18 protein-coding genes are annotated in these 21,208 nt (G+C 59.9%); 5 read left to right on the top strand and 13 right to left on the bottom strand.

Annotation, left to right across the window (positions count from 1 at the left end; all coding sequences use genetic code 11):
* The 3 genes from rcsF to proS all read left to right on the top strand — a co-directional run.
* Positions 1–147, top strand: a 147-nt coding sequence (gene rcsF, locus ACJ8QI_RS21350) for an Rcs stress response system protein RcsF (RefSeq protein WP_442533050.1), incomplete at its 5' end; no start/stop codon positions are given.
* Positions 144–851: a tRNA (N6-threonylcarbamoyladenosine(37)-N6)-methyltransferase TrmO gene (tsaA, locus tag ACJ8QI_RS21345; RefSeq protein WP_033649822.1), complete on the top strand. Its 708-nt coding sequence runs from the start codon at positions 144–146 to the stop codon at positions 849–851. The genes rcsF and tsaA, both read left to right, overlap by 4 nt.
* Before the next feature lie 120 nt (positions 852–971).
* Positions 972–2,690: a proline--tRNA ligase gene (proS, locus tag ACJ8QI_RS21340; protein ID WP_041036458.1), complete on the top strand. Its 1,719-nt coding sequence runs from the start codon at positions 972–974 to the stop codon at positions 2,688–2,690.
* 60 nt (positions 2,691–2,750) lie between these two features.
* Here the strand turns inward: proS and nlpE are convergent, their stop codons facing one another.
* From nlpE to ACJ8QI_RS21325, 3 genes are read right to left on the bottom strand one after another with little or no spacing between them, the layout of a single operon-like run.
* A complete protein-coding gene (gene nlpE / locus ACJ8QI_RS21335; RefSeq protein ID WP_442533047.1) occupies positions 2,751–3,434 on the bottom strand; it encodes an envelope stress response activation lipoprotein NlpE in 684 nt (227 codons plus the stop codon).
* A gap of 29 nt (positions 3,435–3,463) precedes the next feature.
* Positions 3,464–3,877: an alternative ribosome rescue aminoacyl-tRNA hydrolase ArfB gene (arfB, locus tag ACJ8QI_RS21330; RefSeq protein WP_028127523.1), complete on the bottom strand. Its 414-nt coding sequence runs from the start codon at positions 3,875–3,877 to the stop codon at positions 3,464–3,466.
* Between the two features lie 3 nt (positions 3,878–3,880).
* Positions 3,881–4,429, bottom strand: coding sequence for a YaeQ family protein (locus tag ACJ8QI_RS21325; protein ID WP_033649819.1), 549 nt, complete (start codon positions 4,427–4,429; stop codon positions 3,881–3,883).
* 213 nt (positions 4,430–4,642) lie between these two features.
* On the opposite strand from ACJ8QI_RS21325, the gene ACJ8QI_RS21320 reads away from it, so the two are divergent.
* Positions 4,643–4,843 (top strand): YaeP family protein, encoded by a 201-nt coding sequence (locus tag ACJ8QI_RS21320; RefSeq protein ID WP_004931993.1) that lies wholly within the window; start codon positions 4,643–4,645, stop codon positions 4,841–4,843.
* The gene (rof, locus tag ACJ8QI_RS21315; RefSeq protein WP_004931991.1) at positions 4,830–5,093 is read left to right on the top strand and encodes a Rho-binding antiterminator; all 264 of its coding nucleotides are present in this window, start codon (positions 4,830–4,832) and stop codon (positions 5,091–5,093) included. Before ACJ8QI_RS21320 ends, rof begins: the two co-directional genes overlap by 14 nt.
* Before the next feature lie 50 nt (positions 5,094–5,143).
* Here rof and ACJ8QI_RS21310 read toward each other — a convergent pair whose 3' ends face one another.
* The 10 genes from ACJ8QI_RS21310 to dnaE form a co-directional block, all read right to left on the bottom strand.
* A complete protein-coding gene (locus ACJ8QI_RS21310) occupies positions 5,144–5,458 on the bottom strand; it encodes a c-type cytochrome (protein WP_084827234.1) in 315 nt (104 codons plus the stop codon).
* On the bottom strand, positions 5,458–6,789 hold the full coding sequence (tilS, locus tag ACJ8QI_RS21305; protein WP_442533046.1) for a tRNA lysidine(34) synthetase TilS: 1,332 nt from the start codon (positions 6,787–6,789) through the stop codon (positions 5,458–5,460). The genes ACJ8QI_RS21310 and tilS overlap by 1 nt, the downstream gene beginning before the upstream one ends.
* A 56-nt stretch (positions 6,790–6,845) precedes the next feature.
* Positions 6,846–8,297 (bottom strand): dipeptide permease DtpD, encoded by a 1,452-nt coding sequence (dtpD, locus tag ACJ8QI_RS21300; RefSeq protein ID WP_442533045.1) that lies wholly within the window; start codon positions 8,295–8,297, stop codon positions 6,846–6,848.
* Positions 8,298–8,365: 68 nt separating this feature from the next.
* Positions 8,366–10,504 (bottom strand): lysine decarboxylase CadA, encoded by a 2,139-nt coding sequence (gene cadA, locus ACJ8QI_RS21295; protein ID WP_442533044.1) that lies wholly within the window; start codon positions 10,502–10,504, stop codon positions 8,366–8,368.
* 95 nt (positions 10,505–10,599) lie between these two features.
* Entirely contained in the window at positions 10,600–11,943 is a 1,344-nt protein-coding gene (gene cadB, locus ACJ8QI_RS21290) for a cadaverine/lysine antiporter (RefSeq protein WP_033649814.1), read from the bottom strand.
* A gap of 369 nt (positions 11,944–12,312) precedes the next feature.
* A complete protein-coding gene (gene cadC / locus ACJ8QI_RS21285; protein WP_442533043.1) occupies positions 12,313–13,866 on the bottom strand; it encodes a lysine decarboxylation/transport transcriptional activator CadC in 1,554 nt (517 codons plus the stop codon).
* Between the two features lie 89 nt (positions 13,867–13,955).
* Complete coding sequence (locus ACJ8QI_RS21280; protein ID WP_060388405.1) at positions 13,956–14,345, bottom strand: VOC family protein; 390 nt, start codon at positions 14,343–14,345, stop codon at positions 13,956–13,958.
* 104 nt (positions 14,346–14,449) lie between these two features.
* Complete coding sequence (locus ACJ8QI_RS21275) at positions 14,450–16,594, bottom strand: lysine decarboxylase LdcC (protein ID WP_442533042.1); 2,145 nt, start codon at positions 16,592–16,594, stop codon at positions 14,450–14,452.
* A gap of 111 nt (positions 16,595–16,705) precedes the next feature.
* On the bottom strand, positions 16,706–17,665 hold the full coding sequence (gene accA, locus ACJ8QI_RS21270) for an acetyl-CoA carboxylase carboxyl transferase subunit alpha (RefSeq protein ID WP_019455765.1): 960 nt from the start codon (positions 17,663–17,665) through the stop codon (positions 16,706–16,708).
* A gap of 12 nt (positions 17,666–17,677) precedes the next feature.
* On the bottom strand, positions 17,678–21,166 hold the full coding sequence (dnaE, locus tag ACJ8QI_RS21265; protein ID WP_019455764.1) for a DNA polymerase III subunit alpha: 3,489 nt from the start codon (positions 21,164–21,166) through the stop codon (positions 17,678–17,680).
* Positions 21,167–21,208: the final 42 nt, after the last annotated feature.

Genomic DNA, 21,208 nt, shown 5'->3' with positions numbered 1-21,208 from the left:
ACCGCCCGCAAACGCATGCAAATCCGCGCGTCTTACATGAAGGCCAACGCCGTGCTGCTGCACGACTGCCAGATTGTCAGCGGCGTCGCCGGTTGTTACCAGCAGGCCGTCTGCCAGGGCTCGGCGCTTAACGTCTCGTCCAAATGACCGAATTCGTTTTCGAGCAGATCGGCGTGATCCGCTCGCCGTATAAAGAAAAATTCGCCGTTCCCCGCCAGCCGGGGCTGGTCGAAGACGGTGGCGGCGAACTGCTGCTGCTGCCGCCCTACAACCAGGCGGAGGCGGTACGCGGCCTCAGCGATTTCAGCCATCTGTGGGTGATGTTCATTTTCCATCAAACCCTGGAAGGCGGCTGGCGGCCGACGGTGCGCCCGCCGCGTTTAGGCGGCAATGCCCGCATGGGCGTGTTCGCCACCCGCTCCACCTTCCGCCCCAACCCGCTCGGCATGTCCCTGATCGAACTGAAAGGCGTGCGGGTAAAAAACGGCGACGTGGTGCTGGAGCTGGGCAGCCTCGATCTGGTCGACGGCACCCCGGTGGTGGACATCAAGCCTTATCTGCCGTTCGCCGAGAGCCAGCCGCAGGCCCGCGCCGGCTTTGCCCAGGCCGCGCCCGCCGGCGACATGCCGGTGCGCTTCGCGCCGCAGGCCGAGCAGCAGCTGCAGCAACATCAGGCGCGTTACCCGCAATTAAGGCGTTTTATCAGCCAGGTGCTGGCGCAAGACCCCCGTCCCGCCTATCGTAAAGGAGAGGACGTCGAACGGGATTACGCCGTCTGGCTGCTGGATTTCAACGTGCGCTGGCGCGTCGTGGACGGTCATACCGAAGTGTTGGCGCTCGACCCGCGTTAAAATTCCGCCGCCTCTCTTTTGGCGACCCGCTCGCGCTGGTAAACTAAACCACTTTTGTCACTTTTGGCCGCCACTCTGGCAGCCCGATGCAATTTGCAGTTCTAACGGAACCAAAACACCATGCGTACTAGCCAATATCTGCTCTCCACTCTGAAGGAGACACCTGCCGACGCCGAAGTGATCAGCCACCAGCTGATGCTGCGCGCCGGGATGATCCGCAAGCTGGCCTCCGGTCTTTACACCTGGCTGCCGACCGGCCTGCGCGTTCTGAAAAAGGTTGAAAACATCGTTCGCGAAGAAATGAACAATGCTAATGCGATCGAAGTGTCTATGCCGGTGGTTCAGCCTGCCGACCTGTGGCAGGAAAGCGGCCGTTGGGAGCAATACGGCCCCGAGCTGCTGCGCTTTGTCGACCGCGGCGACCGTCCGTTCGTGCTGGGCCCGACGCACGAAGAAGTGATCACCGATCTGATCCGCAACGAGATCAGCTCGTACAAACAGCTGCCGCTGAACTTCTTCCAGATCCAGACCAAGTTCCGCGATGAAGTGCGCCCGCGTTTCGGCGTGATGCGTTCCCGTGAGTTCCTGATGAAGGATGCCTACTCCTTCCACACCTCGCAGGAGTCTCTGCAGGAGACTTACGACGCGATGTACGAAGCGTACAGCAAAATCTTCAGCCGCATGGGCCTGGATTTCCGCCCGGTGCAGGCCGATACCGGCTCGATCGGCGGCAGCGCCTCGCACGAATTCCAGGTGCTGGCAGACAGCGGTGAAGACGATATCGTATTCTCCACCGGTTCCGACTTCGCCGCCAACATCGAGCTGGCGGAAGCGGTCGCGCCGGCGGCTCCACGCGCGGCGGCCGGCGAAGAATTGCGCCTGGTGGATACGCCAAACGCCAAAACCATCGTTGAGCTGGTCGAGCAGTTCCAGCTACCGGTGGAAAAAACCGTGAAGACGCTGATGGTGCGCGCCACCGAAGAGAGCGGCCACAAGCTGGTTGCCCTGCTGGTGCGCGGCGATCACGAGCTGAACGAAATCAAGGCCGAGAAGCTGGCGCAGGTTGCCGCGCCGCTGACCTTCGCCACCGAAGAAGAAATTCGCGCCATCGTCGGCGCCGGCCCGGGTTCACTCGGCCCGGTCAACCTGCCGATGCCGGTGGTTGCTGACCGCAGCGTAGCGGCGATGAGCGACTTTGGCGCCGGTGCCAACGTTGACGGCAAACACTACTTCGGCATCAACTGGGAGCGCGACTTACCGCTGCCACAGGTGGCCGATATCCGTAACGTGGTGGAAGGCGACGCCAGCCCGGACGGTCAGGGCACGCTGCTGATCAAACGCGGCATCGAAGTGGGCCATATCTTCCAGCTCGGCACCAAGTACTCGGAAGCGATGAAAGCGACCGTGCAGGGCGAAGACGGCCGTAACCAGGTGCTGACCATGGGCTGCTACGGCATCGGGGTCACGCGCGTCGTGGCCGCCGCCATCGAGCAGAACCATGACGAACGCGGCATCATCTGGCCGGACGCCATCGCGCCGTTCCAGGTAGCGATCCTGCCGATGAACATGCACAAGTCGTTCCGCGTGCAGGCGCTGGCCGAAGAGCTGTACAACACCCTGCGCTCCCACGGCATCGACGTGATCCTCGATGACCGCAAAGAGCGTCCGGGCGTGATGTTCGCGGATATGGAGCTGATCGGCGTGCCGCACTCTATCGTTATCGGCGACCGCAACCTCGACAACGAAGAGATCGAGTACAAGAACCGCCGCGTCGGCGAGAAGCAAATGATCAAAACCGGCGAAATCGTTGATTTCCTGCTGGGCCAGATCAAACGCTAAGCGACGAACGCCAGAAAATAAAAAACCCGCTCTCGCGGGTTTTTTTATATCCGAAAACGCTTACTTGCTGCTGCAGTTCTTGCTGCGGTCGAATGCGATTTTACCGTCCGGCACCAGCGCCTTTTCGGTCAGGCCTTCCTCCATCGACGGCTGCACGCTGAAGTGCGCGCTGAACGTCAGGAATACCGGCTCGCCAGCGGTCTTGTAGGCTTTGGCGTAACCTTGCTCCAGCGCGATGTTGTTGTCTACCGGGAAGGTTTTGCCGGTCGCGCAGTCCTTGAAGACGGCCGCGTCCGCCATATAGGTGTAGTTGCCTTTCAACGTCATCGGCGTTTTAGGCAACGGCTTCTCAACCGGATCCAGGCGGTAATTCAGTTTGGACTCGATCGGCACGCCGCTGCGATCCAGCATTTCCAGGCTCTTGCCCACCGGGCGGAAGTAGCGTTTTTCGCCGTTGCTGTCGGTCAGCACCAGTTTATCCGCCGTGCGGGCCCATTTACCGTAATCGGCAAAGGTCTGATCGCCGTCTTTGGTGCCGCGATAGGTTTCCTGCAGCACGAAGGTGCCGTCCTCATCCAGGAACAGCGCCGTATCCAGGCCGCCGCAATCGGCGCAAGGCAACACCCCTTGATAGCTCTGCGGCATCGGCTGCAGCGGTTGTTCCTTCGGTTGATAATGATTGTTGCATCCCAACAACGAGAGTGCGCCTGCCGCGAGGAACAGGGCTACCGTAATTTTTTTCACAGTTATTCTCCTACTGTGTTCATGTATTCCTAAGTGCGAACCTTGCCACGCAGCGCCTTGGTGGCGCCTTTACGCGCCTTGCCTTCCAGGCGACGCAGTTTGGCCCCTTTCGTGGGCTTGGTCGCCTTGCGCGTTTTTTCCACCACCATCGCCTGCCGAATCAGCGCGGCCAGCCTGGCCAACGCCGCTTCGCGATTCAATTCCTGGCTGCGATACTCTTGCGCCTTGATAATCACCACGCCATCAGCGGTAATAAGATGATGATTCAGCGCCAGCAGCCGTTCCTTATAATACTCTGGCAGGCTGGATGCCCGGATGTCAAAGCGCAAATGGATCGCCGTTGAGGTTTTGTTCACGTGCTGGCCGCCCGCGCCCTGCGCGCGGATCGCCGTCAATTCCAGCTCATTATCCGGTATGGCTACGTTTCTTGACAGTTCCAGCACCGGTCACACCTGTGCCTGCTGCCACTCGGCAAACTGGATTTCCAGACTATTCTGAGCATCGGACAGCCAAATAGTTCCCTCTTGCAACGTCGCCTGCAGCGTCATGGTGCGACTGGCCAATGCCGTCAGGCGCGCCAGCTGTTCGTCGTCGAGAAAACGCACGCTCAGGTTCTTGTGGCCGGCCACCTTGCCCTGCATTCCCTGCCACCATACGTGCGCGGCGCGCTCGCCGTAAGCGTAAAGCACCACGCGCGGCGACTGGTTGCAGGCCTTGCGAATGCGCTTCTCGTCGGGCAATCCCATCTCGATCCACATTTCCAGCCCATTGTGGTCGTTGCGCTGCCAGATCTCCGGCTCGTCGTCGGCGCTCAGCCCTTTGGTGAACACCAGCCGTTCGTCCGCATGGCAGATCCAGGCCAGCAAGCGCAGCATCATGCGCTGCTCGTTTTCGGACGGGTGTTGCGCCAGCGTCAGCGTGGCGTCGTGGTAGAAGTGACGATCCATATCAGCAATATTGACCGCGGCTTTATAAATGGTTGCTTTCAGCGCCATGGGTGACCTCGTTATTATCCGGCGACAGTGTACTTGATCAGGGCCAAACCCCGCCAGCGCGGCCAGGCCGCGGCAGTGCGAAAGGCGTGCCAGGGTGCTGATAACTCCATAACAGCTGTGCTATAGTCGTCTAGGATAGGATAAAACTCCGAGAGCCTGCGCCTCATCGCGAGAGCGGTCTTGATGATGCAGAGGTTCTTAAGGGAGGAAACTGTGCAACAATACTGTGAGTTAGTACGCCGTACTTACGCCGAGATTGGCAGTGGAGATCTTGGCTACGTGCCTGATGCGCTGGCTTGTGCGTTAAAGGCATTGGACGATGTCGCAGCGAACGACGCGCTACCGTCCTCCGTTAGGGAACAGGCGGCCTTTGCCGCCGCTAACTTATTGGTGAGCGACTATGTTGATGAATGATGAGTACCAACCCATCAATTGCGATGACTACGACAACCTGGAACTCGCCTGTCAGCATAAACTTATTCTGAAGCTGGAGTTACGCGACGGAGAAGTGATCGAGGCCAAGGCGATCGACCTGCTGCAAAAGAAACGCGTTGAGTATCTGACCATCGAACAGAACGGCCAACAGCGCGACCTGCGCCTTGACCATATCAGCAGTTTCAGTCATCCGGAAATCGGTACCGTGGTCGTCAGTCTGTCGGACTGAGCAGCGGTAACCCCATCCCAACAGGGCAGCCCAACGGCTGCCCTCGTCATTTAAGGCTTCAGGCTGGCGTAAAAGGCCGCCAGATCGGCGATATCGTCATCCGACAGCCCCGACACATAGGCCTTCATCACCTCAGCCTGGCCGCCGTTGCGCTCCCCTTTCTTATACGCCTGCAGCGCGTGCTGCAGGTACATGGCGTTCTGCCCGGCCAGATTCGGGTACATCGGCACCGTCACCTTGCCCTGCGCGCCGTGGCACGCCGCGCAGGCGGCGGCTTTCGCCTGGCCGGCGGCCGCATCCCCCGCCGCCAACGCCGGCAGGCTGAACAGGCCGGTGGCCAACAGCATGATCCCCACAAACTTCATCATTGCTCCTCGCTATTATGATTTTTTTCCCAGCGCAGCCGCCACGGGCGTTCGCCTTCCGGCACCTGCCCCGCTTCACAGACGAATACGCCCAGCGCGGCGATCAGCTGCTCATCATAATAAATCAACGGGATGCGTTCACGCTGCCAGGGCGGAATACCCAGCTCCTGCCACAGTTTTTTTATCGGCCGCGAATGGGCGCGCCCCACGATGCGCACCACACCCTGCACGCCGCCGAACCGAACGCTGACCTGTTGCGATGGCTGCGGTGCGCGCAGCACCAGCTCGCCCTCACCGGGAATCAACTGCCCCAGCCCGTCCGGCAACGTCAGCGGCTGGTCAGGCTGCCAGGGCAGATGCACATCGCGCAGCGCCGCCAGCGGCGGCAACAGGTGCAACCGGCCGCGGAAACGGCGAATCTGATAGGCGCCGAGCTGCAGCTGCGGTTCGGCATCCTCCCGGCTGAGCGCCACCTCTTCCCACAGGCGCTGAAGCTGCTCACGCGCCGGCATAGTGACGTTAAACAATGCGATCCAGCGCCGCAGCAAGGCGAAGCGCCGCACCGGCGAACAGTCTGTCAGGCCGTCAATCGCCAATGAGCGATCCGCCGCCAACAGGCTTTGCAGCGGTTCCGCCAGCAGTTCGTCCAGCAGTTGCTCCTGCTCGGCGCACAGGCCGGCGCTGCGCGACACCGCCGAGGCGAAGTGCGGCCAGCGTTGATTGAGCTGCGGCAGCACCTGCAGCCGCAGGAAATTGCGATCGAAGCGCGTGTCCTGATTGCTGTCGTCATCGATCCAGGTTAAGGCGTGGCGTTGCGCGTAGCTTTCCAGCGTCTGACGCGAACAGCCCAACAGCGGCCGCAACAGCAGGTGCTCGCCCAACGCCGCGCGCGCCGCCATCGCCGACAGCCCCGCCGGCCCGCTGCCGCGCTTGAGCGCCAACAGGAAGGTTTCGCTTTGATCGTCAAGGTGTTGAGCGGTGAGCAGCGCTTCGCCCTCCGTCAGCGCGGCGCTGAAGGCGGCATAGCGCGCTGCACGCGCCGCCGCTTCGATACCGCCCTGGCGGGCGTCCACCTGCACGTACGTCACCGTCAGCGGGATCTGCCAGTCGGCACAGCGGCTGCGGCAATGCTCAACCCAGCGGTCGGCAAAGGCGCTCAGGCCGTGATGCACGTGCAGCGCACGCAGCTGCAGCGCCGGACGCTGGCGGCGCAAGGCCGCCAGCACATGCAGCAGTACGTTGGAATCCAGGCCGCCGCTGAACGCCACCAGCAGCCGCTGCTGCGCGCCCAACTGGTCTGCCACCCGCGTCGTTAATTGATCAGTATTCATCGGTAGGCTTTGTCACTTCTACATAGCTGCACGTTAACCCCGCCTACCGTCATCAATCAAGCATTAACCGTCCGGGCCTGGCGCCGCGTCAGCAACCACCAGCCGCCCAGCACCGCGATCACCGCCAGCGCGCATCCGGCCGCTCCCCAGCTGATCTGAGCGAAAATGCGGCCATACGCCTGCATCGCAGCTCCCTCGATATGATCCTCGGCGGTCTGATTGGCGATAATGCCCGCCAGGTAGTTGGCGATCGAGCCGGTCGCCAGCATATAGATACCGGTCAGCACGCCGGTGGCGCCGGGGATATTCAGCCGGGTGATCTGCGCCATCGCCACCGGATCGATAAACAGTTCGGCGAAGCCCATCACCGCCAGGCCGGCGATCATCAGCCCCATCGATCCCGGCCCATGCAACCGCGTATTGAGCGCCATCAGCGTAAAGCCGACGCCGATCAACAGCAGACCGAAGGCGAACTTGCACCAGATGCGCAGCGTGCGATCGCCCGTACCGTCGCCGCCCGCCAGCCATGCCAGCGCCACGCCGCCCAGCATCACCGCGCAGGCGTTAACCGACTGGAACAGCGCGGTCGGCACCGTCCAGCCGAACCAGCGCCGATCGACGAAGTGATCGATAAACAGGCTGATGGAGCTGCCGCCCTGCTGGGCGAAAGCCCAGAACAACGTGCCCAGCAGCATCAGCACAACGATCTGCCACAGCCCCCGGCGCTGGCCGGCGTCCGCACGCAGCATAATGCGCGCCACCAGCACCACCGCCGCCACGCATACCAGCCCGAGCAAATAGCCGGCCCAGTCGTGCACAAACAGCAGCGTGAAGAACAGCGGCGATGCCAGCAGCGCCGCCAACAGCCAACCCCAGTGCGGCAAACCCAGGCTTTTGGCGCGCATCAGCGGTGCATTCACGCCGCGGGTATGGCGGAAGTGGCGCCCGCCGAGCAGGAAGATCGCCAGGCCGGCGAACATGCCGATCCCGGCCAACGCAAAGCCGACGTGCCAGCCATAGCGCTCGGCCGCCAACCCGCAGGCGATCGGCGCCAAAATGGAACCGACGTTGCCGGCGGCGTACAGCAGCGAGAAGCCCCCTTCGCGGCGCGAGTCCTGCGCCGGATACAGCTCGCCCAGCAGGCAGCTGATATTGGATTTGAACAGGCCGTAGCCGCAGATGATGATGGCCAGCGCCAGATAGAGCGACAGGGCGGAGACCGCACTCAGGCCGAGCACGATATGCCCCAGCGTCATCAGCGCCGCGCCGGCAATCACCGCGACGCGATTGCCCAGCAGGCGGTCGGCGAGCCAGCCGCCCAAAATAGGAGTGACATAAACTAACGAAGCGTAAGCGCTGTAGAGATCGATGGCGTGGCTGTCGGTATAGCCGAGTTGGTGGGTCAGATAGAGAATCAGTAACGCACGCATGCCGTAAAAGCTGAAATATTCCCAAATTTGTATGGCTACGACATAGTAGATTGCGCGCGGCTGTGAGGGTGTTTTCATGGAGGTCTCCCATCAGTCGGTGAACGACAAAGGGGAAGCGCGAGCGCCTCCCCTGTTATTGGCTGCGGTTATTTCGCCTTCAGCACTTTCACCCGATAACGTCCGTCCGCCTGACGATAGGCGCCGTGAATGTCGGTTTCAAAGCCCGGATAATGCGCGCCGATTTCGCACAGCATCTGCAGGAACTCCAGCACCGGCCGGCTCTCCTCGGTCAGCATTTCGCCCGGCATCACCAGCGGCACGCCCGGTGGGTATGGGAGGATCATATTGGCATTGACCTTGCCGACCATCTCTTCCAGATAGACTTCTTCCACTTCGCCGTGCAGCTCTTTCTGGAACGCCTGGTACGGGTTCATCACCATGGTTGGCAGCACTTCGAACGCGCGATACATCAGGTCCGGCAGGTTGTGTTGCTCCACCAGGCGGTGAATGTTCTGCGCCAGATCCTGAATGCGCATGTTTTCATAGAAATCAGGCGCTTCCTGATACAGCGAAGGCAGCATGTTTTTCACCCGCAGGTTCAGATCGAACGAGCGTTTGAAGTCGGTCATCGCGCGCAGCAGGCTGAGCGCCTTGGTTTTGTCGATGCCGATGCTGAACAGGAACAGCAGGTTGTACGGCCCGGTTTTCTCGACGATGATGCCGCGTTCGTCGAGGTATTTCGCCACGATGCTGGCCGGGATACCGAACGGCTGCATCTCGCCTTCCTTGCTCATCCCCGGCGTCAGAATGGTGACCTTGATCGGATCGAGGTACATGTGTTCATTGTCGATGTTCTTGAAACCGTGCCAGGCACTGTCAGAACGCAGCGGCCAACATTCCGGCTCATCGATATGCTCCGGCTGCCAGACGTCGAAGAACCAGCCGTCGGATTCGACTTTCAGGCGTTTGATCTCTTTGCGGAACTTGATCGCGCGCTCGATAGAGCCATTGATCAGGCGCTTGCCGGCGTTGCCTTTCATCATCGCCGCGGCGGTTTCGGTCGACGCCACGATGCCGTAGTGCGGCGAGGTGGTGGTGTGCATCATGTAGGCTTCGTTGAAGGTTTCTTCGTTGATGTCACCCTTCACGTGAATCATCGAAGCCTGCGAGAAGGCCGCCAGCAGTTTGTGGGTGGACTGGGTCTCATAGATTACCTTGCCCTCCACGCGGCCGCCGCTCATGCCGCACTTGCCTTTATAGATCGGGTGGAAGTTGGTGTAAGGCACCCAGGCGGAATCGAAGTGGATAGACTTCACGTCCAGGGTGTTCTTGATAAAGTCGGTGTTGTACAGCAGGCCGTCATAGGTGGAGTTGGTGATCACCGCGTGCACCGGCCAGCTGGCGTTCGGGGTCTCCTTCACGCGTTTGGCGATGGTGGCACGCTGGAACTCGCTCTGCGGAATGCCGCCGAGGATGCCGTAGGCGTTGCGGGTCGGGCGGAAGTAGATCGGCGTGATGTCGCTCATCATCATCAGGTGAGTCAGCGACTTGTGGCAGTTACGGTCAATCAGCACCGTGCTGCCCGCCGGCGCCGAGTACATGCCGACGATCTTGTTGGCAGTGGAGGTGCCGTTGGTCACCATATAGCTGCGTTCGGCGTTGAACACGCGGGAAATGTACTCTTCCGCTTCTTTGTGCGGGCCGGAGTGATCCAGCAACGATCCCAGTTCGGACACCGAAATCGAGATGTCCGACTTCATGGTGTTCGGGCCGAAGAAATCGTAGAACAGGCTGCCCACCGGGCTTTTCTGGAACGCGGTGCCGCCCATGTGGCCCGGCGTACAGAAGGTGTATTTGCCTTCGCGCACGTATTTGAACAGCGCCTTGGTCAACGGCGGCAGGATGGTGTCGATATACTCGTCGGTGTTCTGTTTGATCTTGGCGGCGATGTCGGTTGCCGCGCCGAGCGCATATTCGAAGAAGCGCACCTGCATACGCAGATCGTTCAGGCTGACGTCCAGCGTCGAATAGGTGTTGGCGAACGCATACAGCGGCATGTACTCGTTCAGCTGGCTGATCTCTTCGCACAGCTCCAGGTTGTATTTGTCCCAGTCGAAGATCACCCCGCACAGACGGGCGTTGTTCTCGATCAGTTTCAGCAGGTCTTCGCGATCGTTAGGGTAAACGATGCGGAAATCCAGACTTTCCAGCGCCTGATGCAGTTCACGGATAGGCTCTTCTTTGAAGTAGACACCCATGTGATTCATGATGGCGATAACGTTCATATGCATTTCTCCTGGCAAAGCAAGCCCCTTCCCGTCGCGGCTGACAGGTCGGAAAGAAAGGGGCTGGGTAAATTCAGTCGGTCAGCGGACGCGAATCAGTGCGCTTTGGCCGTGGTGTTTTCATCGACCGCCGCTGCGTTGGCAGCCTGGCGGGTATTCATTTTCCGGGCGTAGAACATCAGGATAATCAGGCTGATGATAAAGGTGCCGGACAGTTCGAATGAGTTGGCGCCCATCAGCGCGATGAAGCAGAAGCCGCAGCCGCACACCGAAGCGATCAGGCTCAGCAGGTTGCGCACGTTGACCCCTTCGAAGCGGATCAGGTCTACGCAGGAGTAGAAGTAAGGCAGCATGGTCAGCAGCACCGCGATGCCGGTCAGCTCGCCGAACAGGTCGGACGCTTTACCGCCGGCGGAGCTCATCAGGGTGATCAGCACCATCAGCGCGGTCATTTTGCAACCGGCCAGCAGCAGGCCTTTCTTCGGAATGCCGTTTTTATCCAGCTCGCCGTACACTTTCGGGAAGTTGCCGTCGTTGGCGGCACGGACCCCGGCCTGGCCAACCAGCATCATCCACGAACCCAGTGACGTCAGGCAGGCGAAGGCGGTGAAGGCGGAAACCATCGGTGCGGCCCAGTTGCCCATAATCGCCGAGGCGCTGATGGCGAACGGCGCGCCGCTGGCGGCCATTTCAGACGCCGGGAACATACCGCTGATCACCTGGGTGGCAGCGATGTAGATAATGCCCGCCAGGCCGGTGCCGAGCATGGTTGCCAGCGGCACGGTGCGTTTCGGGTTTTTCACCATGCCGGTGCTGACCGCTGCGGATTCCACGCCGATAAACGCCCACAGGCACAGCAGGATACTTTTGATGACCGCATGGCTGTCGGTGGTGCCGGAGGTATTCCAGTTAGCCTGATAGGTGGCGGCGTCAAACCAGTGCCAGCCGACGGTGGCAGTCACGATCACCGGGATCAGCACCAGCACCAGGCCCAGGGTGGTCAAACGACTGACCCAGGTTCCGCCCAGCATGTTGACGAAGGTGAAGATCCACACGATGGCGATACAGGCGATGCCGGCAGGTACCGGGTTGTTCAGCGCCGGGAAGAAGGTGGAAAGATAAGAAACGGCGGTAATGCCGATGGCCAGGTTACCGATCCAGTTGGCATGGTAATAAAGCACGCCGGTCTGGAAACCGAAGGCCGGGGAAATTTCACCCGCGTAGGCGATAGGGCCGCCCTGCTGCGGGTTTTTGGTGGCGAGGCGGGCATACACATAGGCCAGCGACATCGCCCCGATAATCGAGATCACCCATCCCCAGATGGCGATAGATCCGAGACTCGCCAGGTTGGCGGGCAATAAGGCAATCCCGCTCCCCATCATATTACCGGCGACGACGCCGGTGCAGGCAATAAGCCCTATTTTCTTGGGTGAAGCCATGGTCAGTTTCTCCTGATTTACGTTTCTTATAAGCCACACCCATAAATAAAAGATTTTAATGAGCCGGCTTGATAGTCAGGATGCTAACCATCGGGGGGAATAAAGTCCTAAAGATAAAGTGAGATTACGCTCATGATCATACAAATGATAACCTGAGGTTTTTCATTAACACATCAAGATAAAAAGATAAGCTAAAGAAAAGATAAACATCATTTAAAAACAACAATATGACAAGGTTAATGACGCATAACAAACGGCAAAAAAGAAATAATATCGCGCAGCAAAATAATACATTCACGCAACATGCCTTCACCAATAAATAACGCCGCCATGATTCCCGGAGAATAATGGCGGCGTGATATCGGTTAATTATTGGCGCTGATAGTTATTTAAATAAGGCACCACGTTGGTCAATGACGTTTGGAATACGCCATTGGTGATCCAATGCAATGTGTCTTCGCCGGGGCGAAGATTAAATGCGGTAATATAAGAATCCGCCGCCAAATGGTTCTGCCCCTGCATTTCATACACCTTGCCCAGCAGCACATAATTCAGCCACGACATTTGCAATTCAATCCCCAGATCGATCGCCCGGTGCGCCTCGTCAATGCGCCCCTGCGTCAATGCATCTACCGCCAGAACTTGCTGCATGATTGGCGTGTTTTTCAATTCGGGGATCGTCGCCAGATGGCTGATATCGGCGCGCAATTGCGCCAGGGCCTGGCTGTCGAACGGTTGATAAGAATTACGCAGCAGATCCACCAGCGCCTTTTCGGCCAGCAGGTAATGGAAGTTCGGCGCGCTTTTAATCAGCTCGCTCAGCTGGGCGCTGGCGCGGGTCAACGAATCGGCGTCGCCGTGGATCAGCAACTGGTGCGCCTGGTAGAAACGCTGCAGCAACGGCCCGTTGTCGGGCAGCAGCTGCGCCAGGCGCTGCTCCAGCTGTGGCGGCCAGGGCTGCTTCAGCGCAGCGGACAGGCTGGAGAGGAAGTCGGTCTGGATCTTCAGCTGGTTATCGGCGGTAATAAAGTAACGCTTGTCCAGCATGACTGAGCTGTCGGCGTTATCCACCAGCCGCACGGACAGGAAACACTGCTGGGCGCGGTAGTGGCGCTGATTGACGAACTCGATATACAGCGACTTGCCCGAGTTGCTGGGGCCGGAATAGTTGTAGTTGGTCTGGTCGTGTACCAGGAAGGTAGAGTAGGTGTTCAGCGAATCGGTGATCAGCTCGCTGACGCCCACCACATAAGAGAGCTGCGGCATCCAGTTACTGCAGCTCTCGCCGCCCTGGATGCGAATATCGATATCGCGCGGGTTGAGCAGCACCGGCATGGTGGATACCGGCACGCGCTGCGACAGCGTGGCGATGCCGACAAACGCCACGCAGACGCTGAGCGCCGCCAGAAACGCCAGCCACACCCAGAAGGTCGAGCGACGATAAAAACGCGGCTTCTTTCCGCCGGGCGCGGCAGGCGGTGCGCTTGTCCGGCGCGGCGGCACATACGGCGTCTCGTCTTCCTCGCTGCCGTCTTCCGGCTCATGCATGATCACCGCGATCTGCGGCGCCTGTGCGGGAGCGGGTTGCGTCTCCCCTTCTTCACACCAGATCACCGACGTCGCCAGCTTATACCCGCGCTTGGGCACGGTGATAATGTATTCCGGGCTGTCGCTGTCACCGTCTTTCAGGTATTTGCGCAGCTCTGAAATACATTGGGTCACCACATGGTTGGTGACGATATTGCGCTTCCAGACGTTGTCGATCAGCTCGTCGCGGCTCAGCACCACGTCGGGATGCCGGGCGAAATAGCACAGCATGTCGATCAGGCGCGGTTCCAGCGTTTTTTGGCGTCCGTCGCGGCTGATGGTGTTGTCGGCAGGGGTAACCAGCCACTCCCCGACGCGAAAAGCAGGCTCTTGCATGGCGGAAATAACTCTGTAGGCATGTAGGGCAAGGGCGCGATCATAGCATAACCGCCCCCGGCTGTGGCCGCCGGGAGGCGATTAAGCCGTTAACTCTCGTATAATTCTAACGGTAAACCATCGGGATCGCTGAAAAAGGTAAAACGAGATTGGGTATAAGGATCGACGCGTACCGGTTCGCAGGCGACGCCGGCCGCCTGCAGATGGGCGATGGCCTGGCCAATGTCGTCAACGCTGAACGCCAGATGGCGCAGGCCGCAGGCCTCCGGGCGGCTGACGCGGGCCGGCGGCGAAGGGAAAGAAAACAGCTCGATAGTGTATTGCCCGTTGAGCGCCAGGTCGGCTTTCCAGGAGCCGCGCTCCTCGCGGTAGACTTCGCTCAGCAGGGTAAATCCGAGAATGTCGCAGTAAAAATGCTTACTGGCGGCGTAGTCCGCGCCAATGATCGCGATATGGTGTACCTGACGTAACGCCAGCATGGCGGCCTCTCCTGTTCGGTCTGATGAGGCAAGGTATCCGGCGGCGGCGATGCCGTCAATGAGAACGCCCGGCATATCTTCCAAACCGCCGGGCGTGTTATGCATTACGGCTGCGGGGCCTTCAACACCTTCACCAGATAGCGTCCGTCCTCCGTCAGTTTGGCGCCGTGGATGTCGGTTTCAAAACCGGGATAGCGTTCGCCGATCGAGCACAGCATCAGCAGAAAGTCGAGCACTGCCCGGCTCTCTTCGGTGATCATTTCCCCCGGCATCACCAGCGGCACGCCCGGCGGATACGGCAGGATCATATTGGCCGCCACCTTGCCCACCAGCTGATCCAACTCACAGGTTTCCACGTTGCCGCGCACCTGCTCCTGGAACATCTGGTGCGGCGTCAGTTTCATTTCCGGCAGCACGTCGAACGCCCGCTGCATCAGGCGCGGCAGATCGTGCTGGCAGATCAGGCGATGAATGCCGGCGGCCAGATCCTGAATGCGCATGTTGCGGTAGAAATCCGGATCCTCGGCGTACAGATCCGGCAGCATGTTCTTCACCCGCAGGTTGAGATCGTAGGCGCGCTTGAAATCGGTCAGGCCGCGCAGCAGGCTCATCGCCTTGGTTTTATCGATGCCGATGCTGAACAGGAACAGCAGGTTATACGGCCCGGTCTTCTCCACCACGATACCGCGCTCGTCGAGGTACTTCGCCACCAGCGCCGCCGGGATCCCCTCCTCCTCCAGCGTACCCAGCTCGTTCATGCCCGGCGTCAGGATCGTCACCTTGATCGGATCGAGGTACATGTGATCGCGATCGGTCTGGCCAAAACCGTGCCAGTTGTCGTCCGGATCCAATGGCCAGCATTGCGCCTCATCGATCTCTTCCGGCTGCCAAATGTCGAAGAACCAGCTGTCGCTCTCCTCGCGCAGCCGCTGTACTTCACGGCGGAAATGCAACGCGCGCTCCACCGAACGGTTGATCAAACGCCGCCCCGGGTTGCCGCGCAGCATGGCGGCAGCGGTCTCCATCGACGCCACGATGCCGTAGTGCGGCGAAGTGGTGGTGTGCATCATGTAGGCTTCGTTGAAAGTGCTTTCGTCGTAGTCGCCCTTGATATGAATCATCGAAGCCTGCGAGAAGGCCGCCAGCAGCTTGTGCGTCGACTGGGTTTCGTAAATCACCTTACCGGGCACCCGCTCGCCGCTCATGCCGCTTTTGCCGTCGTAAATCGGGTGGAAGTTGGTGTAAGGCACCCAGGCGGAATCGAAGTGGATCGACGGCACCTCCAGCGTCTGCTTGATGTAGTCGGTGTTGTACAGCAGGCCGTCATAGGTGGAATTGGTGATCACCGCGTGTACCGGCCAGGTGGCGTTCTGGGTCTCCTGCACCCGGGCGGCGATGCTGGCGCGGGTGAACTCGCGCTGCGGAATACCGCCGAGGATGCCGTAGGCGTTGCGCAGCGGGCGCAGGTAGATCGGCACGATATCGCTCATCATCAGCAGGTGGCACAGCGATTTGTGGCAGTTACGGTCGATCAGCACCGTGCTGCCCGCCGGCGCCGAATACATGCCGACGATCTTGTTGGCGGTGGAGGTGCCGTTGGTGACCAGATAGCTCTGCTCGGCGTTGAAGGTGCGCGCGATATACTCTTCGGCCTCGAGGTGCGGGCCGGTGTGATCCAGCAGCGAGCCGAGCTCGGTGACCGAAATCGAAATGTCGGCCTTCAGGGTATTGGCGCCGAAGAAGTCATAGAACAGGCAGCCCACCGGGCTTTTCTGGAACGCGGTGCCGGCCATGTGGCCCGGCGTGCAGAACGTGTACTTGCCTTCGCGCACGTAGTTGAACAGCGCCTTGGTCAGCGGCGGTGTAATGGTGTCGATGTATTCCGCCGTGTACTGCTGGATGCGCTGCGCGATATCGTCCGCCGCATTCAGACCGTACTCGAAGAAATAGAGCACCATGCGCATTTCATGCAGGCTGACGTCGAAGGTGGAGTGGGTATTGATAAAGGCGTACAGCGGCAGGTATTCGTTCAGCTCGTTGATCTCGCTGCACAGCTCCAGGCTGTAGTCGTCCCAGTCGAAGATCACCCCACAGATGCGGGCGTTGGCTTCGATCAGCTTCAGCAGGTCACCGCTGTTTTTAGGATACACCAGCTGGAATCCCATGGCGGCCAGCGCAGCATGGAGCTCGCGAATCGGCTCATCTTTGTAGTAGACGCCCGTCGGGCCCATGATGGCGATGATATTCATCGGCAGCTCCTGTCAGTTAACGGCCAAGTCTCTATAACACCACGAAAATCCGGCGGTGTGTAGCCAAAAAAAAACCGCCCGAAGGCGGTTTCTTGCAGCGAACAACAGAACTCAGCAATAGCCGTAGTTCATCAGACGCTGGTAGCGACGGTTGAGCAACTCTTCGTCGTTCAGACCGTCTAGATCTTTCAGATCGGCCAGCAGCTGCGCTTTCAGCGCGGCGGCCATCGCCGGCACGTCACGGTGCGCGGAACCCAGCGGCTCCGGGATCACCGAGTCGATCAGCTTCAGCTCTTTCAGGCGCGGCGCGGTGATGCCCATCGCTTCTGCGGCCAGGGGCGCCTTGTCGGCGCTCTTCCACAGGATGGAAGCACAGCCTTCCGGCGAAATCACCGAGTAGGTGCTGTACTGCAGCATGTTCACCTTATCGCCCACGCCGATCGCCAGCGCGCCGCCGGAGCCGCCTTCGCCGATGACGGTGCAGATGACCGGGATATTCAGACGCGACATCTCACGCAGGTTGCGTGCGATGGCTTCGGACTGGCCGCGCTCTTCCGCGCCCACGCCCGGATACGCGCCTGGGGTATCGATAAAGGTGATGAGCGGCATCTTGAAGCGGGCGGCCATTTCCATCAGGCGCAACGCTTTGCGGTAGCCTTCCGGCGCCGGCATGCCGAAGTTGCGGCGGATCTTCTCTTTGGTTTCACGGCCTTTCTGGTGCCCGATGATCATCACCGGGCGGCCATCCAGGCGCGCAATACCACCGACGATCGCTTTGTCGTCGGCGTAAGCGCGATCGCCCGCCAACTCTTCGAAGTCGGTAAAGATGTGTTTGATATAATCCAGGGTATAAGGACGGCGCGGGTGGCGTGCCAATTGGGCAATCTGCCAAGCCCCAAGATCGGCAAAAATCTTGCGCGTCAGCTCAACGCTCTTTTCACGCAAGCGCTGAACCTCTTCGTCCAGATTAATATCCAATTTTTCGTCTTGACGGCTGACTGCAGTCAGCGAGTCAATTTTCGCTTCCAGCTCTGCAATCGGCTGTTCAAAATCAAGAAAATTCAGACTCATAGCATTCCTATTTTAGTCAAATTCCAAGTCCACCTGCTCATTGCCTACCAACGTCCGCAAGTCTATCAACAAGCGATCGGTGGGCGTCACGCGCCAGGTTGCGCCAAAACGCAGCTTGGCTCGCGCATCTTCCCGTTGATAGTAGAGATGCACTGGAATCGTCCCCGAGCGATGGGGTTCCAACGACTGACGGAGACGGTTCAAAAGCTGGTCATCAATTTGCCTGTCAGTCAGCGAGATAGCAAGCCCGCGAGCATATTTTTCCCGGGCTTCACTGATGTCCATTACCTCGCGGGCCATCATTTTAAGCCCGCCGCTAAAGTCATCAAAGCTGACCTGTCCACTGGCGATAAGGATACGGTCTTTTTCCAACAAATGCTGGTATTTTTCTAACGCTTCGGTGAATAGCATCACTTCCAGACGGCCCGAACGGTCATCCAGCGTACAGATGCCGATGCGGTTGCCGCGCTTGGTCACCATCACCCGCGCGGCGACCACCAGCCCGACGGCGGTAGTCATTTTGCCCCGGTCCGTCGGGTGCATGTCTTTCAAACGCTGGCCACCGGCGTAACGTTCGATCTCCTTCAGGTACTGGGTGATCGGGTGACCGGTGAGGTACAGCCCCAGCGTCTCCCGTTCACCGTCCAGCACCACCTGCTCCGGCCAGGGCGCGATATTGGCGTAGGATTGCTCCACCTGCTCCGGCGCTTCCGCCAGCACGCCAAACATATCCACCTGGCCGATAGCTTCGGCTTTCGCATGCTGATCCGCCGCTTTCAACGCATCGCCAAGCGAATTCATCAGCGCGGCGCGATGCGGCCCAAGGCGATCGAACGCCCCGGACATGATCAGTTTCTCCAGAATGCGGCGGTTCAGTTTCTTGATGTCGGAGCGCGCGCACAGGTCGAACAGATCTTTGAAGTAACCTTGCTCGCCGCTGTTGCGCGCCTCGATAATCGCCTCGATCGGCCCTTCCCCCACGCCCTTGATGGCGCCGATGCCGTAAACGATCTCGCCGTCGTCGTTAACGTGGAAGTGATACAGGCCGCTGTTGATGTCCGGCGGCAGGATCTTCAGCCCCATACGCCAACATTCGTCCACCAGCCCCACCACTTTGTCGGTGTTGTCCATATCGGCGGTCATTACCGCCGCCATAAACTCGGCCGGGTAGTGCGCCTTCAGCCACAGCGTCTGGTAAGAGACCAGCGCATAGGCGGCGGAGTGCGATTTGTTAAAGCCGTAACCGGCGAATTTTTCCACCAGATCGAAGATTTTCACCGACAGTTCGCCGTCGATGCCGCGCGATTTCGCGCCGTCTTCAAAGCCGCCACGCTGCTTGGCCATTTCGACCGGGTTCTTTTTACCCATCGCACGACGCAGCATGTCCGCGCCGCCCAGGGTGTAACCGGCCAGCACCTGGGCAATCTGCATCACCTGTTCCTGATACAGGATGATACCGTAGGTCGGTTCCAGTACCGGCTTGAGCGACTCGTGCTGCCACTGGATATCCGGGTAGGAGATCTCTTCGCGGCCGTGCTTGCGGTCGATGAAGTTATCCACCATGCCCGACTGCAGCGGCCCCGGACGGAACAGCGCCACCAGTGCGATCATGTCTTCGAAGCAGTCGGGCTTCAGACGTTTGATCAGGTCTTTCATGCCGCGCGATTCAAGCTGGAACACCGCCGTGGTTTCCGAGCGCTGCAGCATGTCGAAGCTTTTCTTGTCGTCGAGCGGAATGGCGGCGATATCGATCGGTTCCAGCCCGGTCTTGGCGCGCCGGGCGTTGATCATCTCCAGCGCCCAGTCGATGATGGTCAGGGTACGCAGACCGAGGAAGTCGAACTTCACCAGCCCGGCGTATTCCACATCGTTCTTGTCGAACTGGGTCACCGGATGGTGCCCTTCGGCGTCGCAGTACAGCGGCGCGAAGTCGGTGATTTTGGTCGGCGCGATCACCACGCCCCCGGCGTGTTTACCGGCGTTACGCGTCACCCCTTCCAGCTTGCGCGCCATGTCGATCAGCGCCTTGACCTCTTCGTCGGCCTCGTAAATTTCCGGCAGCTGCGGTTCGGCGGCGAAGGCTTTTTCCAGCGTCATGCCCGGATCCGGCGGCACCAGCTTGGAGATGCGATCGACGAAGCCGTACGGATGCCCCAGCACGCGGCCCACGTCGCGGATAACCGCTTTCGCCGCCATGGTACCGAAGGTGATGATCTGCGATACCGCTTCGCGGCCGTACATCTCCGCCACGTGCTCAATTACCTGGTCGCGCTTCTCCATGCAGAAATCGACGTCGAAGTCGGGCATCGAGACACGTTCCGGGTTCAGGAAGCGTTCGAACAGCAGGTCGAATTCCAACGGATCGAGGTCGGTGATTTTCAACGCATAGGCCACCAGCGAACCGGCGCCGGAGCCGCGCCCCGGCCCCACCGGCACATTGTTGTCCTTCGACCACTGAATAAACTCCATCACGATCAGGAAGTAGCCGGGGAACCCCATCTGGTTGATCACCTTCAGCTCGACGTCCAGACGCTCGTCGTATTCCGGGCGGCGCTGCGCGCGCACTTCAGGATCGGGGAACAGGAACTCGAGACGCTCTTCCAGCCCCTCTTTCGATTTGAGTACCAGGAAGTCCTCGGTGCTCATATCGCCGGTCGGGAACTGCGGCAGGAAGTATTCGCCAAGGCGAATGGTGACGTTGCAGCGCTTGGCGATTTCGACGCTGTTCAGCAGCGCTTCCGGGATGTCGGCGAACAGTTCGCACATCTCGTCTTCGCTGCGCATGTATTGCTGCGGGCTGTAGTTGCGCGGCCGCTTGGGATCGTCCAGCGTGAAGCCGTCGTGGATGGCGACGCGAATCTCATGGGCGTCGAAGTCATCTTCCACCAGGAAGCGCACGTCGTTGGTGGCCACCACCGGCAAACCGCGCTCGGTGGCCAGCGCCACCGCCGCATGCAGGTAGTTCTCTTCGTCCGGGCGGCCGGTGCGAATCAGTTCCAGGTAGTAACAGTCAGGGAAGTGCTGCTGGTAGAAGTCCAGGCACTGATCCACCTGCGCCTGGTTGCCGCGCAGCAGAAACTTGCCGACGTCGCCCTGGCGCGCGCCGGAGAGCAGGATCAGCCCTTCGCGGTGTTCGATCAGCCAGTCGCGATCGATGGTCGGGCCGGCGGCGCCATAGCCACGCTGATAGGCGCGGGAAATCAGCAGCGTCAGGTTCTGGTAGCCTTCATTGTTGCTGGCCAGCACCGTCAACTGAGCCAGTTCATCGCCCAGCTCTTCGCTTTGCACATGGAAATCCGCGCCGATGATCGGTTTGATCCCGGCGCCGTGCGCGCTGCCGTAAAATTTCACCAGCCCGCACAGGTTGGTGAAATCGGTGATTGCCAGAGCAGGCATGGCTAACGCGGCGGCTCTTTTCACCAGCGGCGCCGTCTTGGCCAATCCATCAATCATGGAGTAGTCGCTGTGGACGCGCAGGTGAATAAAACGAGGTTCGGCCATCTCCAGATACCTGATTGAAGGGGTTCAGCAGGCTGAACCCGG

This window comes from Serratia sp. CY84636, from assembly GCF_052166245.1.
In the GTDB taxonomy this organism is placed as follows: domain Bacteria; phylum Pseudomonadota; class Gammaproteobacteria; order Enterobacterales; family Enterobacteriaceae; genus Serratia; species Serratia nevei.
Note: the sequence above shows the minus strand (reverse complement) of the source record. Positions and strands in the feature narration are given on the sequence as shown.